The organism is Streptomyces sp. NPDC001744 (genome assembly GCF_042892575.1).
Lineage (GTDB): Bacteria > Actinomycetota > Actinomycetes > Streptomycetales > Streptomycetaceae > Streptomyces.
Map to the genome: position 1 here is coordinate 16,937 of NZ_JBIAUG010000028.1, position 13,742 is coordinate 30,678.

Below are 13,742 nucleotides of genomic sequence, written 5' to 3' on the forward strand. Positions count from 1 at the left end.
GGGGGATCGCCCCCGCCGGCCCTCCCCGTGCGGACGTCAGACCCGCATCGGCTGCGGCGACTCGCGCCGCTCCGCGTCCGGGCCCGGGTACTCGCGGATGATCTCGTACCGCGTGTTCCGCTCGACCGGCCGGAAGCCGGCGTCCCTGATCAGTTCGAGCAGGTCCTCGCGGCCCAGCTTGTTCGGCGTGCCGTAGTTGTCGGCGTCGTGCGTGATCTTGTACTCGACGACCGAGCCGTCCATGTCGTCGGCGCCGTGCTGGAGCGCGAGCTGCGCGGTCTGGACGCCGTGCATGACCCAGAAGACCTTGACGTGCGGCACGTTGTCGAAGAGCAGCCGGGAGACCGCGAAGGTCTTCAGGGCCTCGGCGCCGGTCGCCATGGTGGTGCGCGCCTGGAGCCTGTTGCGGATCTTGCCGTCCTTCATGTCCACGAAGTCGTGCTGGTAGCGCAGCGGGATGAAGACCTGGAAGCCGCCGGTCTCGTCCTGGAGTTCGCGCAGCCGCAGCACGTGGTCGACGCGGTGCCGGGGCTCCTCGATGTGCCCGTACAGCATGGTCGCCGGGGTCTTGAGCCCCTTCTCGTGGGCGAGCCGGTGGATCCGGGACCAGTCCTCCCAGTGGGTGCGGTGGTCCACGATGTGCTGGCGGACCTCCCAGTCGAAGATCTCGGCGCCGCCGCCGGTCAGCGACTCCAGACCGGCCTCGATCAGCTCGTCGAGGATGTCGGAGGCCGACATCCCGGAGATCGTCTCGAAGTGGTGGATCTCGGTGGCCGTGAACGCCTTGAGGGAGACGTTCGGGAGGGCCTTCTTCAGCTCGGAGAGGGAGCGCGGGTAGTAGCGCCAGGGCAGGTTGGGGTGGAGCCCGTTGACGATGTGGAGCTCGGTGAGGTTCTCGTTCTCCATCGCCTTCGCGAGGCGCACGGCCTCCTCGATGCGCATGGTGTACGCGTCCTTCTCGCCCGGCTTGCGCTGGAAGGAGCAGTAGGCGCAGGAGGCGGTGCAGACGTTGGTCATGTTCAGATGCCGGTTGACATTGAAGTGGACCACGTCGCCGTTCTTGCGGGTCCGGACCTCGTGGGCCAGACCGCCAAGCCAGGCCAGGTCGTCGGACTCGTACAGGGCGATGCCGTCCTCACGGCTCAGCCGCTCACCGTCCCGGACCTTCTGCTCAAGTTCGCGCTTGAGTCCCGCGTCCATGTGCGGCCGCCTCCCTTTGATCTCCGGAATCCAGACGTCGGTCCCCCGGAACCGAACGTCGTCCACCGTACTCTCAGACCTCTTCGGGCAGCTCTCCGACCCGGTTCTCCCACTTCGTGGAGAGCACGATCGTCGTACGGGTGCGGGAGACGCCCCGGGTGCCGCTGAGGCGGCGGATCGTCTTCTCCAGGCCGTCGACGTCGCTCGCGCGCACCTTGAGCATGAAGGAGTCGTCGCCGGCGATGAACCAGCAGTCCTCGATCTCGGCGAGGTCCTTGAGCCGGCGGGCCACGTCCTCGTGGTCGGCGGCGTCGGAGAGGGAGATGCCGATGAGGGCGGTGACGCCGAGGCCGAGCGAGGCGGCGTCGACGGTGGCGCGGTAGCCGGTGATGACCCCGGCCGTCTCCAGACGGTTGATGCGGTCGGTGACGGAGGGGCCGGAGAGCCCGACGAGCCGGCCGAGTTCGGCGTACGAGGCACGCCCGTTCTCGCGCAGGGCCTGAATGAGCTGCCTGTCCACGGCGTCCATAGGTATGAAGCCTTCCATTGTCCAGCGATACCGCGAGTATAGGTATAGAATCTAAGGCGCACAGGGAAAACCCCCTGTGAATCTTTCAGAAGATCGAAGACGATCCCTCAGGAGTGGTGTTCAGCGTGTACACGATCGAGATGGCCTACGCCCGCATGCGCGAGCTGCAGGACCTGGCCAACCGCTCGCGTGCCCACCAGCCCGTCCCCGCCTCGAGGCGCGCCCCCCGGGGGAAGCGCGCCGCGAAGCGCTAACCGGACCGGAGAGCCGCACCCAGCTCTCCCTCCCACCGGCGGTACAACCGGTGCGGCACCTTCGCCGCGTCCAGCACCCGCCCGGCGACGAAGTCCACCAGGTCCTGGATGTGCGTCGCCCCCGCGTAGAACGCCGGAGAGGCGGGCAGCACCACCGCGCCCGCCTCGTCCAGCGTCACCATGTGCCGCAGCGTCTGCCCGTTCAGCGGGGTCTCCCGCACGGCGACCACCAGCGGACGCCGCTCCTTCAGCGTCACGCTCGCGACCCGCTGGAGCAGGTCCTTCGAGAGTCCGAGCGCCACTCCCGCCACCGAGGCGGTCGAGGCCGGCACCACCAGCATCCCCTTCGCCGGGTACGACCCCGACGACGGCCCCGCGCCGAGGTCACCGGCGGGCCAGTACCGCACGCCGTCCAGGGCCCCCGCCACGTCGAAGGCGTCCGGCCGCCCGTCGGCGCCCCGCGCCAGCCAGGCCGCCAGGTCCTCGCGCCAGTGGGCGTCCCGGAAGGAGATCCCGGTCTCGTCGAGCAGCGTCAGGCGCGAGGCCCGCGACACGATCAGGTCGACGCTCTCCCCGGCGGCGAGCAGCCCCCTCAGGACGGCGGCGGCGTACGGCGTGCCGGACGCCCCGGAAACCCCCACGATCCAGGGGGCGCGCTTGCCGTCGTTCATGCCGTCGAGCCTATCCGTGAGGGGTCCGGGGCTACGGGGCGAGCCCGCGGACCAGCAGGTCGAGGAGGGCGCAGACGAACAGGCTGACGCCGATGAAACCGTTCGTCGTGAAGAACGCCCGGTTCAGCCGGGACAGGTCGTGCGGCTTCACGATGGTGTGCTCGTAGCAGAACGCCACCACGACGACCGCCAGACCGATCCAGAAGAAGAGCCCGGCGCCGGTGGCGAGCGCGTACCAGACGAGCAGACCGGTCGTCACGACCGCCGAGGCCCGCGCGCCCCACAGGGCGGCCGGGATGCCGAAGCGGGCCGGGACCGACTTCACGCCGTGCGCCCGGTCCGCCCGCACGTCCTGGCAGGCGAAGATCAGGTCGAAGCCGCCGATCCAGACGCCCACCGCGACCCCCAGGACCACCGCGTCCCAGGACCACTCCCCGGTCACCGCGATCCAGGCGCCGATCGGCCCGATCGCCTGGGCGAGCCCCAGGATGGCGTGCGGGAAGTTCGTGAACCGCTTGCCGTACGGATAGACCACCATCGGGACGACGGCGAGCGGCGCGAGCGCCAGGCAGAGCGGGTTCAGCAGGGCGGCGGCCCCCAGGAACACCACGACGGCGATCCCGGCCCCGGTCCACGCGGACCGCACGGACACCGCGCCGGTCACCAGCTCGCGGCCGGCCGTGCGCGGATTGCGCGCGTCGATCTCCCGGTCGATGATCCGGTTGCAGGCCATGGCGAAGGTCCGGAGCCCCACCATGCAGACGGTGACGAGCAGCAGCGTCCACCAGTGGATGTGCCCGTCCGTCCGGAACATCGCGGTGAACGAGGCGATGTACGCGAAGGGCAGCGCGAAGACCGAGTGCTCGATCATCACGAGCCGCAGGAAGGCTTTCGTACGTCCGGGCCGGGCGCCGGGCACGGCGGCAGTGGTCACAGCCCGTACCCCGGATCATCCCCGCGAAGGCGGGAAAACCCCGTCTTCGCGCCGTCCGTATGCATCGTGCCGCGTTCCGTCACAGTCCGTACTCCTTCCAGCGCCGGTCCACCAGGGCCGCCGTCGCCGGGTCCGACTCGACCATGTCCGGCCAGCCGCCGTCCCGGGTGTACCCCTCCTCGGGGAGCTTCCTCGTGGCGTCGATCCCCGCCTTGCCGCCCCAGAACTGCTGGTAGGAGGCGTGGTCGAGGTGGTCGACCGGACCCTCGACGACGGTGAGGTCACGGGCGTAGTCGGTGTTCCCGAGGGCCCGCCAGGCCACCTCGTGCAGGTCGTGCACGTCGCAGTCCTTGTCGACCACGACGATCAGCTTGGTCAGCGACATCATGTGCGCGCCCCAGATGGCGTGCATGACCTTCTGCGCGTGCTTCGGGTACTTCTTGTCGATCGAGACGATCGCGCAGTTGTGGAAGCCGCCGGACTCCGGCAGGTGGTAGTCCACGATGTCCGGCACGATGATCTTCAGCAGCGGCAGGAAGAAGCGCTCCGTGGCCCGCCCGAGCGGCCCGTCCTCGGTCGGCGGACGGCCGACCACGATCGACTGGAGCAGCGGACGCCTCCGCGTCGTCACGCAGTCGATCCTCAGGGCGGGGAAGGGCTCCTGCGGCGTGTAGAAGCCGGTGTGGTCGCCGAAGGGGCCCTCGGGCAGCATCTCGCCCGGCTCCAGCCAGCCCTCGATCACGACCTCGGCCTGCGCCGGAACCTGGAGCGGCACGGTCTTGCAGTCGACCATCTCGATCCGCTTGCCCTGCACGAAGCCGGCGAACAGGTACTCGTCGATGTCGCCCGGCAGCGGGGCCGTCGAGGCGTACGTCACGGCCGGCGGGCAGCCGAAGGCGATCGCGACCGGCAGCCGCTCGCCGCGCTCGGCCGCCACCGCGTAGTGGTTCCGGCTGTCCTTGTGGATCTGCCAGTGCATGCCGATGGTGCGCTTGTCGTGGCGCTGGAGCCGGTAGAGGCCGAGGTTCCGGACGCCGGTCTCGGGGTGCTTGGTGTGGGTGAGCCCCAGGTTGAAGAAGGAGCCGCCGTCCTTCGGCCAGGTGAAGAGCGCGGGCAGCGCGTCCAGGTCGACGTCGTCGCCGGTGAGGACGACCTCCTGCACGGGGGCCGCGTCGGACTTCACCTTCTTCGGCGGCACGTGGACCATCGAGCCCAGCTTGCCGAACGCCTCGCGGACCCCGACGAAGCCCTGCGGCAGCTCGGGCTTGAGGAGGCCGCCGATCTTCTCGCTGATCTCGCCGTACGACTTCAGGCCGAGCGCCTTGAGCAGCCGGCGGTCCGTCCCGAAGACGTTCATCGCGAGCGGCATCGAGGAGCCCCTGACGTTCTCGAAGAGGAGCGCCGGCCCTCCCGCCTTGTTCACGCGGTCGACGATCTCCCCGACCTCCAGGTACGGATCGACTTCGGCCTTGATGCGCTTGAGGTCGCCTTCGCGTTCCAGAGCCCTGAGCAGCGAGCGGAGATCGTCGTAAGCCATAGGGGCAAGTATCGGTCACCGGCTACCCTGGACCTGTCACCGGGGCCGCCGAAGCGCGCCCCCGCCACCGCTTCCGGGGGGCTGTCCCACATGCTCAGGGCGCTGCTGTTCATCCTGCCGCTGGCGCTGATGATCTACGCCTTCATCGACTGCCTCAACACCCCGGAGGAAGAGGTCAAGCACCTCCCGAAGCCGGTGTGGGCCATCGTGGTCCTGCTGTTCTCGATCGTCGGCGCGGTCGGCTGGATCGTCGCGGGCAAGGAGCGGAGGCCGAGGAACCGGGGCGGCGCGGGCGCCTGGGTGGCGCCGGACGACAACCCCGAGTTCCTGGACTCCCTCAAGAGCGGCGGGAACGCCCCGAAGGGCGACGACGACCTCCTGAAGGACTGGGAGGCGGACCTCCGCCGCCGCGAGGAGGAGCTGAAGCGGCGCGAGCGGGGCGAGCCGGGGACGGGGACGGAGAGCTGACGGGGCCGGTCCGCGGGCCCGGGGACGGGGACGGGGAGCCGACGGGGCCCGGAGGCACGGGGACGAGGACGGAGAACTGATGGAGCTGCGACTCCTGGCCACCTTCGAGAAGGTCGCGGACGTCCTCTCCTTCACCCGGGCCGCCGCCGAGCTGGGCTACGCGCAGTCCAGCGTCACCGCACAGATCAGGTCCCTGGAGACCTCCCTCGGCACGGAACTCTTCGAACGGCTCGGCGGCCGCGTCCGGCTCACCGACGCCGGGGAACGGCTCCTGCCGTACGCCCGCCGGCTGACCGGTCTCGCGGAGGAGGCCCGGGCCGCCGTCGCGGACACCGGGGAACCGGCCGGGACGGTCGCCGTCGGCACCATGGAATCGCTCACCTCCTACCGGCTGCCGCCGCTCCTGGAGTACTTCCACCACCGCCACCCGAAGGTGCGGATCGCCCTGCGGCCCACGCTCGGCGACGAGACCCGGCGGGCGCTGCGGCAGGGCACGTACGACGTCGGTTTCCTGATGGAGGCGGGGACGGAGCACGAGGGCCTGGAGTCGGAGGTCCTCGCGCCCGAGCCGCTGGTCCTGGTGGCGGGACCGGGCCATCCGCTGGCGGGGCGCACGGGCCTGACGGCGGCGGACGTGGCCGGGGCGCCGCTGGCGGGGCCGGAGCCGGGCTGCGCGTACCGCGACCTGTTCGAGGCGGAGCTGCGGGAGTGGTCGCCGGTCTTCCTGGAGTTCGGCACGGTCGAGGCGACCAAGCGCGCGGTGGCCTCCGGTCTGGGGGCGGCGCTGCTGCCCCGGGTGACGGTCGCGGAGGAGCTGGCGTCCGGTGTCCTGACCCCGCTGGACTGGGAGGCGCCGTTCACGCTCTTCACACAGCTCGCGTGGCGGCGGGGGAAGCGGCTTCCGGCCCCCGCGCGGCTGTTCGCGGAGCAGGCGCGACGGCTCGTGCGGGAGCAGACCCCGACAGGGTGACCCGGAGGCTCGCCAGGACGATGAGCGGGACGCCGAGCGCCTGGACGAGCCCGATGTGGTGCCCGTACACGGCCCAGTCGACGCCCAGGGCGACCGCCGGGTAGGCGAAGGCGAGCACGGCGACCTTGGCGGTGGGCAGCTTGGCGTAGGCCGCGTACATCAGCACGTACATGAGCCCGGTGTGGATCAGACCGAGGCCCGCGAGCCACGCCCACCCGGTGCCGAGCCCGGCCGCCGCCCCGAAGTCCGCGAAGGGCAGCAGCAGCGGCAGCCCGGCGAGCACCTGCACGAGGGCGATCAGATGGGGCCGCACCCCGACGATCCGCCGGGTGACGAAGGTCGCCAGGGCGTAGAGGACGGCGGCGGCGAGCGCGAACCCGAGCCCCCGGAGGGAGCCGGTGGCGCCCGGCCGCACCCCCGAGACGAGGACGAGCCCGGCGAAGGCGACGGCGAGCCACCCCAGCCTCCCGGCGGAGATCCGCTCCCCCGCGAACAGCGCGCCCAGCAGCACCAGGAAGAACGGCTGCGTGTGGTAGACGACGGTGGCGAGGGAGATCGAGGCGGCCTCGTACGCCTCGAAGAGGAAGACCCAGTTGAGGACGATGAACACCCCGCCGAGCGCGGCGAGCCCCAGCTTCCCGGGGGTGAACCCGTGCCCGGTGAGGAACCCCCGGGCCAGGCTGTACGCCCCGAGCGCGAGGGCCCCGAAGAGGCACCGGAAGAAGACCACTTCGAAGGGCCGGGCCCCCGATTCCACGACGAAGACGCCGAGGGTGCCGGAGAGGACCATGGCGAGGGTGAGTTCGACGGTGCCGCGCGTTTCGCTTCTCATGCCGACGACGCTACGGAGGGGGACGGGAACGGTCCACGGCCTCGTGGGGCGTCCTGCCGATGGGGCCCATCGGCGGAACCGATGGGGCCGGAATACCCTCACGGGCAAGGGGGTTGGCACCGGGGAACCCCTGAGACGGAGAGCAGACATGAACCTCGGCGCCCTGTCCGGAACGGACTTCTCGAACCGCTCGTTCCTCTTCGTCCTGGGCAGCTCCCGCCCGGACGGCAACTCGGAGATCCTGGCCCGCGAGGCGGCGGCGCACCTGCCGGCCGGCGTCGCGCAGCGCTGGGTGGACCTGACCGGGCTGTCGCTGCCGGACTTCCGGGACGGGCGGCACGAGGTGACGGGCCCGCCGGTGAACGAGGCGGAGAAGACGCTCCTGGAGGCGACGGTGGAGGCCACCGACGTGGTCATCGTCTCGCCCCTGTACTGGTACAGCCTCTCCGCCCAGACCAAGCGCTACCTCGACCACTGGTCGGGCTGGCTGAACGTCCCCGGCTCGGACTTCAAGGAGCGCATGGCGGGCGGCACCCTGTGGGGCGTGACGGCCCTGGCCCACGAGGAGCACGTCGTCGCCGGGGGCCTGGTCACCTCCCTGAACCACTCGGCCGCCTACCTCCGCATGCGCTTCGGCGGCGTCCTGACGGGCACGGGCTCCCGCCCCGGCCAGGTCCGCGCGGACACGGAGGCCCTGATCCGCGCGAAGACCTTCTTCCAGGAGGAGACGCCGCTCGCGCGGTTCCCCTACGAGGAGGGGGCGGGAGCGGCCGTGTGAGCGGGCGGGCCCCGGCGGGTCAGTCGAAGCGGTGGCCCTGGACGAGTGCCGTCCGCTTCCCGTTCGGCAGGACCAGACGGTACTTCTTGACGCCCTCGTAGCGGCGGCCGACCCTGAAGAAGGTCAGCCCGGCGACGAATCCCACGGCGACGAGCGGCACCAGGACGGCCAGGGGGTTCATCGAGGGGTCGTTCTCCTCCCGGACCTGGCCCCCGACATGGAAGGCCATGGGGAGCGTGACGAGCAGCGAGAGCAACAGCAGCAGGCCGATCGTCAGGTAGACCAGACGCTTGCGCCGGGCCTTGGCCACGCTCTCCACGGTGGCCACGAAGGGCTTCCCGCACCGCGGGCACTCGAAGGCGACCTGCGCCTCCTTCTCCGGTGGTCGGCGCATCTCCGGTGACGACAGCGTGGCGACGCTCCAGGTCACCGTCGTCACGCCCGCACTGCTCTCCACTCCGACCCGGCACCCGACGGTGAGGGCATAGCGGTGGTCCCACGGCAACTCGTCCACCCCCGCGGTTTCCCGCCCCGCCCCCCGCGCGACCACGGGGGGCGCCCCGAGCGTACCGCCGCGACGAGCTGTCCGGACCCCGCCGAGAGGAATTCCGTACGGCACGTGAAAAAGCTTGGCGCGCAAGGGAGTTGTGCGACCAGCGGTGCGGGATTCCGCACCCGGCGACGAGCACGCGGACCGGGCCGGTCCGGCCCCACCGGGCGCACCGCCGCCGGCCGGCCGAGGAGAGAACCCGCCCTCCGGCGCGTGGCGCGGGCGGCCCCCGGGGAAGGCTCCCCCATGGACATGGACCAGGCCCGCTCATGGCTCGCCACCGCCCTCGACGAGGCCCGCGCCGGGCTCCGTGAGGGCGGGATCCCGATCGGGGCCGCCCTCTACGCGGCCGACGGCACCCTCCTCGGGCGCGGGCACAACCGGCGCGTGCAGGACGGGGACCCCTCCGCGCACGCGGAGACCGCCGCGTTCCGGGACGCCGGACGGCAGCGCTCGTACCGGGGGACGACCATGGCCACCACCCTCTCGCCCTGCTGGTACTGCTCCGGGCTCGTCCGGCAGTTCGGGATCTCGCGGGTCGTCGTCGGGGAGGCCGAGACCTTCCGCGGCGGGCACGACTGGCTCGCCGGGCACGGCGTCGAGGTCGTCGTCCTCGACGACCCCGCGTGCGCCGCGCTCATGCGGGAGTTCGTCTCCGCACGCCCCGAGCTGTGGAACGAGGACATCGGCGACGCGTGAGCCCCCGGGCCGCGGGCCCGCTACGGACTCGCAACAGACTCGAAAAGCCGAACGCTTTACCAACACACCGTCTATATCCTTGCGTTGACTGTGACGGGGGTGGCGGGGCATGGACAGGGAGCTGTACGGCCGCGAAGCGGTCCTGGACGACGGTGGTCTGATCGCGCGGCTCGCCGGGCTCACCCGGCACGGTGGTTCCGGGGTGGCGTACGAGCACGGGGACGATCCGCCCGTGACGGTCTTCACCGGCGGGCGCGGGATGGGGAAGACCGCCCTGCTCAAGGAGGTCCGCAACCGCTACAAGGGGTACACGCCGCTCGCCCTGCTCGACTGCGCCCGCGTCGAGCCGCCCGACGACCACGGGCAGGGCTGGACCCCGCTCATCGGGGCGCTGGCCGAGCTGGCCGTGCAGTTCTCGCCGAAGGTGCTCGGGGCGCGGCCCGTGCGGTTCCCCCGGCTCTCGCTCGGGCTCGTCGCCGTCGCCTCGATCTCCTGGTCCCTGGAGGACGACGAGCGGACCCGGCACGACCTCCAGCGGCTCGGGCCGCTCCTCGCGACCGTCGACGCCACCCGGGGCGCCGCCGCCCACTGGGTCGGCAAGGTCCTCACCAAGCTCGCCGCCACCTTCGCGGAGACCGCCGCCCCGCTCGCCGGGCTGCTCGCCGAGGCGACCGTGGAGACCGTCCTCGAGGAGGTGTTCGGGCGGCTCCAGCGCACCTCCGAGAGCTGGTACGGCACCTACCGCAACGCGGGCGGGCGCGGGAAGGCCGGGCTCCAGCAGCTCGCCAACGACTTCGAGCAGGGCGGCCGGCGCCGTCAGGAGGCCGAGGCGTTCCTCGTCGGCTCCCTGACCGAGGACCTGCTCCGCGCCTACACCGGGCTCCGGCGCGGCAGCCGCGTCGGCCGACCGCTGCTCCTCCTCGACAACGCCCACGAACCGCTGGGCCGACAGCTGATCGAGCCGGTCCTGCGCGCCCGCGCCGAGGGCCGCCGGGACCGGATCGTCGTCCTGGCCGCCTCCCGGGTCCGCGACCACGAGGGGCTGCGCCAGGCCACCCGGACCCGGCTGCCGGAGACCGCGCACCGGGCCCCGTGCCCGCGCGGGACGAGCGTCGGCTCCGGCATCCTCGCCGTCGAACTGACGCCGCTCTCCCCGGCCCAGACCCGCACCGCCTTCGACCACTACGAACCGGCGGGCCGCGCCCCCGCCGAACTCGCCCGCGCCGTCCACCGGCTGACCGGCGGCCGGCCCCTGGGCGTGGCCCTCCTCGGTCGGGCCGCCGGCGAGGCGCCCGCCCACCTGCGGCCCGGACTGACCCCGGGCCGGCTGCTCGACCTGACCGTGGAGCTGCGCGAGGACGCCCCGCCGGTGCCGGTCGCCCCCGCGCTCCTCGCCGCGCTCCTCCCGGTGCCCCGGCTCGGCCCGTACGCCGTGCTCGCCGCCGCCCACGACGAGGAGTCCGCGCGGAAGCTGGCCCGCACCCGGCTCCAGGGCGAGTCCCTGGACGGCGACGTGGCGCTGCGCGTCCGCGACCGGCTGCGCGCCGAGGACTGGTCCGCGTCGGCGGCGGGCTCGCACCACTTCGTCGCCGACCCGCTGCTGCGCGCCCTGCTCCTGCACCGGCTGCGCTTCGAGGACGGCGACCACCCGCGCTACGCCGCCTGGCACGCCGTCCACGAGACCCTGCACCGCCACTACGGGCCCGGGCCGTACCGGCTCCACCACGACCTGGCGCTCGGCCGCACCGAGGAGGCCGTCACGCACCTGCGGGAGACCTTCCCCGAGCCGGACGTCCTCGACTGGCTCGGGCGGCTGCGGTTCGTCGCCTCCGCCCCGTACCCGCGCGAGCGGAGCGCGGTGGGGCACGATCCGCGCCGGGCCGTCGCCCTCGGCCGGGCCCCGGCCGGCGACCTGCCGGCCGGGCTCGACGCCGACGGCGTCGAACTGCACCTCTCCATACGCCGGCTGCTGCACGCCGTATGGCTGCTCACCGATCCGCTCGCGCTGCCCGACGAGGAGGTGGCCGACCTGCTCGCGCACGAACTGCGCAGGCTGTCCGGCCGCCACCTGTCGGGCAGCGGTTCGCTCTGGGACGCTGCCACCCACTGGCCGCGCGACATCCGCGCCTGGCGGGAGCCCTCCCTGCCGCCGGGCCGCCAGGACGGAGTCTGACGCCATGCCCGACCGACTCTCCGACCGGCCGCTCGACCGGCTGCGCCGCCGCGTCCGCACCCCCCGCCAGAAGCTCGCCGCCCTCCTCGTCACGGCCGCCGTCGTCCTCGGCCTCGGCGGGTACGGCGTCGCCCGGCTGACCACCCCGGAGGACCGCTCCTGCGCGGCGGGCGTCGAACGCCCGGTGGGCAGCGAGGAGTGCGTCGGCGTCAACGGCGACGGCCACGACTTCGGGGTCGGCGACCTGAGCGGGATCGCCGGGGCCATCGGCGCCGAGAACGCCACGCTCAAGCCCGACGAGTACGTGACCGTCGCCCTGCTGCTTCCGCTGACCTCCACCGACGGGGGCATGCGCGTCAAGGTGCTGCACGAGCTGCGGGGCGCCTACGCCTACCAGTACCGCGCCAACCACGACTCCAACGACGAGCTCCCCAGGATCCGGCTCGTCCTCGCCAACACCGGAAAGGCCAACGCCCACTGGCGCGCCACCGTGGACCGGCTCGTCGCGATGAAGGACTCCGGCGACCGGCTCCGGGCCGTCTCCGGCGTCGCCACCTCCTCCGCCGAGGTGCGGGAGGCGGTCGCGGCCCTCACCGGGGCCGGGATCGCCGTCGTCGGCACCACCATCACCGCCGACGACATCGCCAACTCCCCCGGCAACGAGCGCTTCCCCGGCCTCGCCCGCGTCTCGCCCACCAACAGCGACGAGGCGAGGGCCCTCGCCCACTTCGGGCGCGTGGACGCCACGAAGGCGATCCTCGTCCAGGACACCCGCAGCGGCGACCACTACACGGACACCCTCAAGGCCGCCTTCTCCGCCATCCTCAAGGGCATCCCCCATCAGCCGGAGCTCTTCACCTCGCCCCCCGACCCCAACGAGGAGGGCACCACCGCCAACACCTTCCGCCAGATCACCCACCTGATCTGCGACGCCCGCCCCGAGACCGTGTTCTTCGCGGGCCGCCACACCCAGCTGCGCCAGTTCATCAACGCGCTGGGCGCGCGCGGCTGCTCCGACCGGCCCCTGACCGTCCTGACCGGGGACGAGGGCTCGTACCTGGGCGCGGACACGAAGCTCGACCGGAACGCCCTGAAGGCGAAGCTGACCGTGCGGTACGCGTCGCTCGCCCACCCGGACGCCTGGACGCCGGCCGGGGGGCGCCGGATTCCGGCCACGGGCGGTTCCCCGGAGGCGTACGCGACCTTCCTGAAGGACATCGGCCGTGACCCGAAGCAGCCGGTGGCGCTCGCGGACGGGCAGGCGATCGTGGCGTACGACGCGATGGCGACGGCGGTCCACGCGATCCGCCAGGCCACCCCGCAGGGGGCCCGCCGCCCGTCGGCGGAGGACGTGGCCCGGCAGTGGCCGCAGGTGAAGGCGTCGCTGCGGGTGTGGGGGGCGAGCGGCTGGATCTGCCTGGACAACTACGGCAACCCGTACAACAAGGCGGTGCCGATCGTGGAACTCGCCCCGGACGGCTCCCAGCGCTTCGTGCAGATCGCCTGGCCGGAGGGGCACCCGCCGGAGGCGTCGTGCCTGCCGCCGAACCGGGACTGACCGTACGGGGGCCTACGGCTCCCACTTCGGCCAGGGCGCCAGGTCCCGCTCGTACAGCTCCCGCAGGTGGAGCCAGCGCTCGGACGTCCGCTCCCGCCAGTCGGCGGGACGGCCGTCCAGGGCGCGGGCGAGGCACTCCAGGTGGTCGTGCCAGGCGGCGAGCCGGTCCAGGAGGTGCTCGCGCGGCCCCCGGAACTCGTTGGTGAGGCGCAGCACGGTCGATCCCTCGCCGCCGGGCCCCGGCTCCAGGTGGAACCGGATGCGTCCGTGCGCCGGATCGACCGTGTACTCGGCGACGGACCCGGGGTCCCAGGCGGTCACCCGCCCGGGGTCCTCGGTGTCGCCGCTGGTCAGCCGGTGGAGGACGACACGCCCGCCGAGCCGGGGCTCCAGCGGGTCGGCCGCGCACAGCCAGCCCGCCAGGCCCTCGGGGGTGGCGACGGCCGTCCACACCTCGGGCGGTGGATGGGGCAGCTCGGCGGCGTACCGCACCAGGTGGGTGCCGTCGTCGCGGGTCTCGCTCCTGCCCCGTGGCATCTCGCTCATCCCTCCAGCGTCGCCCCGGGGCGGGAGCGGTGCCAGCCCGGCG

15 protein-coding genes are annotated in these 13,742 nt (G+C 72.7%); 7 read left to right on the top strand and 8 right to left on the bottom strand.

Annotated elements, in window-relative coordinates; genetic code table 11:
• Window positions 1-36: 36 nt before the first annotated feature.
• The gene (gene mqnE, locus ACFYZY_RS26945) at window positions 37-1,200 is read right to left on the bottom strand and encodes an aminofutalosine synthase MqnE (protein WP_388699010.1); all 1,164 of its coding nucleotides are present in this window, start codon (window positions 1,198-1,200) and stop codon (window positions 37-39) included.
• Window positions 1,201-1,273: 73 nt separating this feature from the next.
• Window positions 1,274-1,729: an Lrp/AsnC family transcriptional regulator gene (locus ACFYZY_RS26950; protein ID WP_388699014.1), complete on the bottom strand. Its 456-nt coding sequence runs from the start codon at window positions 1,727-1,729 to the stop codon at window positions 1,274-1,276.
• 125 nt (window positions 1,730-1,854) lie between these two features.
• On the opposite strand from ACFYZY_RS26950, the gene ACFYZY_RS26955 reads away from it, so the two are divergent.
• Entirely contained in the window at window positions 1,855-1,983 is a 129-nt protein-coding gene (locus ACFYZY_RS26955; protein ID WP_388699174.1) for a hypothetical protein, read from the top strand.
• Here the strand turns inward: ACFYZY_RS26955 and ACFYZY_RS26960 are convergent.
• The 3 genes from ACFYZY_RS26960 to ACFYZY_RS26970 all read right to left on the bottom strand — a co-directional run bounded on the left by ACFYZY_RS26960 (window position 1,980) and on the right by ACFYZY_RS26970 (window position 5,125).
• Window positions 1,980-2,654 (bottom strand): UbiX family flavin prenyltransferase, encoded by a 675-nt coding sequence (locus ACFYZY_RS26960; RefSeq protein ID WP_388699017.1) that lies wholly within the window; start codon window positions 2,652-2,654, stop codon window positions 1,980-1,982. The two genes, ACFYZY_RS26955 and ACFYZY_RS26960, sit on opposite strands and share 4 nt — an antisense overlap.
• A 31-nt stretch (window positions 2,655-2,685) precedes the next feature.
• Complete coding sequence (gene mqnP, locus ACFYZY_RS26965) at window positions 2,686-3,588, bottom strand: menaquinone biosynthesis prenyltransferase MqnP (RefSeq protein WP_388699020.1); 903 nt, start codon at window positions 3,586-3,588, stop codon at window positions 2,686-2,688.
• A 79-nt stretch (window positions 3,589-3,667) separates the two neighbouring features.
• Complete coding sequence (locus tag ACFYZY_RS26970; RefSeq protein WP_388699023.1) at window positions 3,668-5,125, bottom strand: menaquinone biosynthesis decarboxylase; 1,458 nt, start codon at window positions 5,123-5,125, stop codon at window positions 3,668-3,670.
• 90 nt (window positions 5,126-5,215) lie between these two features.
• Between ACFYZY_RS26970 and ACFYZY_RS26975 the strand changes: the two genes are divergently transcribed.
• Window positions 5,216-5,593: a PLD nuclease N-terminal domain-containing protein gene (locus ACFYZY_RS26975; protein WP_388699026.1), complete on the top strand. Its 378-nt coding sequence runs from the start codon at window positions 5,216-5,218 to the stop codon at window positions 5,591-5,593.
• A gap of 79 nt (window positions 5,594-5,672) precedes the next feature.
• A complete protein-coding gene (locus ACFYZY_RS26980) occupies window positions 5,673-6,563 on the top strand; it encodes a LysR family transcriptional regulator (RefSeq protein WP_388699028.1) in 891 nt (296 codons plus the stop codon).
• Here the strand turns inward: ACFYZY_RS26980 and ACFYZY_RS26985 are convergent.
• Complete coding sequence (locus ACFYZY_RS26985; protein ID WP_388699030.1) at window positions 6,460-7,395, bottom strand: DMT family transporter; 936 nt, start codon at window positions 7,393-7,395, stop codon at window positions 6,460-6,462. The two genes, ACFYZY_RS26980 and ACFYZY_RS26985, sit on opposite strands and share 104 nt — an antisense overlap.
• A gap of 148 nt (window positions 7,396-7,543) precedes the next feature.
• Between ACFYZY_RS26985 and ACFYZY_RS26990 the strand changes: the two genes are divergently transcribed.
• Window positions 7,544-8,173: a flavodoxin family protein gene (locus ACFYZY_RS26990; protein ID WP_388699032.1), complete on the top strand. Its 630-nt coding sequence runs from the start codon at window positions 7,544-7,546 to the stop codon at window positions 8,171-8,173.
• Window positions 8,174-8,192: 19 nt separating this feature from the next.
• On the opposite strand, the gene ACFYZY_RS26995 is transcribed toward ACFYZY_RS26990, so the two are convergent.
• Window positions 8,193-8,687, bottom strand: a complete 495-nt coding sequence (locus ACFYZY_RS26995; RefSeq protein ID WP_388699035.1) for a hypothetical protein — start codon at window positions 8,685-8,687, stop codon at window positions 8,193-8,195.
• Window positions 8,688-8,969: 282 nt separating this feature from the next.
• Between ACFYZY_RS26995 and ACFYZY_RS27000 the strand changes: the two genes are divergently transcribed.
• The 3 genes from ACFYZY_RS27000 (at window position 8,970) to ACFYZY_RS27010 (ending at window position 13,153) form a co-directional block, all read left to right on the top strand.
• Window positions 8,970-9,422 carry a nucleoside deaminase gene (locus ACFYZY_RS27000; protein ID WP_388699037.1) on the top strand — a complete coding sequence of 151 codons (453 nt, stop codon included), beginning with the start codon at window positions 8,970-8,972 and terminating at the stop codon, window positions 9,420-9,422.
• A gap of 109 nt (window positions 9,423-9,531) precedes the next feature.
• The gene (locus ACFYZY_RS27005) at window positions 9,532-11,595 is read left to right on the top strand and encodes a hypothetical protein (RefSeq protein WP_388699040.1); all 2,064 of its coding nucleotides are present in this window, start codon (window positions 9,532-9,534) and stop codon (window positions 11,593-11,595) included.
• 4 nt (window positions 11,596-11,599) lie between these two features.
• Entirely contained in the window at window positions 11,600-13,153 is a 1,554-nt protein-coding gene (locus ACFYZY_RS27010; protein WP_388699043.1) for an ABC transporter substrate-binding protein, read from the top strand.
• A 12-nt stretch (window positions 13,154-13,165) separates the two neighbouring features.
• Here ACFYZY_RS27010 and ACFYZY_RS27015 read toward each other — a convergent pair whose 3' ends face one another.
• Entirely contained in the window at window positions 13,166-13,699 is a 534-nt protein-coding gene (locus ACFYZY_RS27015) for an SRPBCC domain-containing protein (RefSeq protein ID WP_388699046.1), read from the bottom strand.
• Between the last annotated feature and the right edge of the window lie 43 nt (window positions 13,700-13,742).

Excerpts from the sequence above, each read along its gene's own strand:
- ACFYZY_RS26960 (WP_388699017.1), bottom strand. The coding sequence starts at position 2,654 with ATGAACGACGGCAAGCGCGCCCCCTGGATCGTGGGGGTTTCCGGGGCG.
- ACFYZY_RS26980 (WP_388699028.1), top strand. The coding sequence starts at position 5,673 with ATGGAGCTGCGACTCCTGGCCACCTTCGAGAAGGTCGCGGACGTCCTC.
- ACFYZY_RS27000 (WP_388699037.1), top strand. The coding sequence starts at position 8,970 with ATGGACATGGACCAGGCCCGCTCATGGCTCGCCACCGCCCTCGACGAG.
- ACFYZY_RS26990 (WP_388699032.1), top strand. The coding sequence starts at position 7,544 with ATGAACCTCGGCGCCCTGTCCGGAACGGACTTCTCGAACCGCTCGTTC.
- ACFYZY_RS26950 (WP_388699014.1), bottom strand. The coding sequence starts at position 1,729 with ATGGACGCCGTGGACAGGCAGCTCATTCAGGCCCTGCGCGAGAACGGG.
- ACFYZY_RS27015 (WP_388699046.1), bottom strand. The coding sequence starts at position 13,699 with ATGAGCGAGATGCCACGGGGCAGGAGCGAGACCCGCGACGACGGCACC.
- mqnE (WP_388699010.1), bottom strand. The coding sequence starts at position 1,200 with ATGGACGCGGGACTCAAGCGCGAACTTGAGCAGAAGGTCCGGGACGGT.
- ACFYZY_RS26970 (WP_388699023.1), bottom strand. The coding sequence starts at position 5,125 with ATGGCTTACGACGATCTCCGCTCGCTGCTCAGGGCTCTGGAACGCGAA.
- ACFYZY_RS27005 (WP_388699040.1), top strand. The coding sequence starts at position 9,532 with ATGGACAGGGAGCTGTACGGCCGCGAAGCGGTCCTGGACGACGGTGGT.
- ACFYZY_RS27010 (WP_388699043.1), top strand. The coding sequence starts at position 11,600 with ATGCCCGACCGACTCTCCGACCGGCCGCTCGACCGGCTGCGCCGCCGC.
- ACFYZY_RS26985 (WP_388699030.1), bottom strand. The coding sequence starts at position 7,395 with ATGAGAAGCGAAACGCGCGGCACCGTCGAACTCACCCTCGCCATGGTC.
- ACFYZY_RS26975 (WP_388699026.1), top strand. The coding sequence starts at position 5,216 with ATGCTCAGGGCGCTGCTGTTCATCCTGCCGCTGGCGCTGATGATCTAC.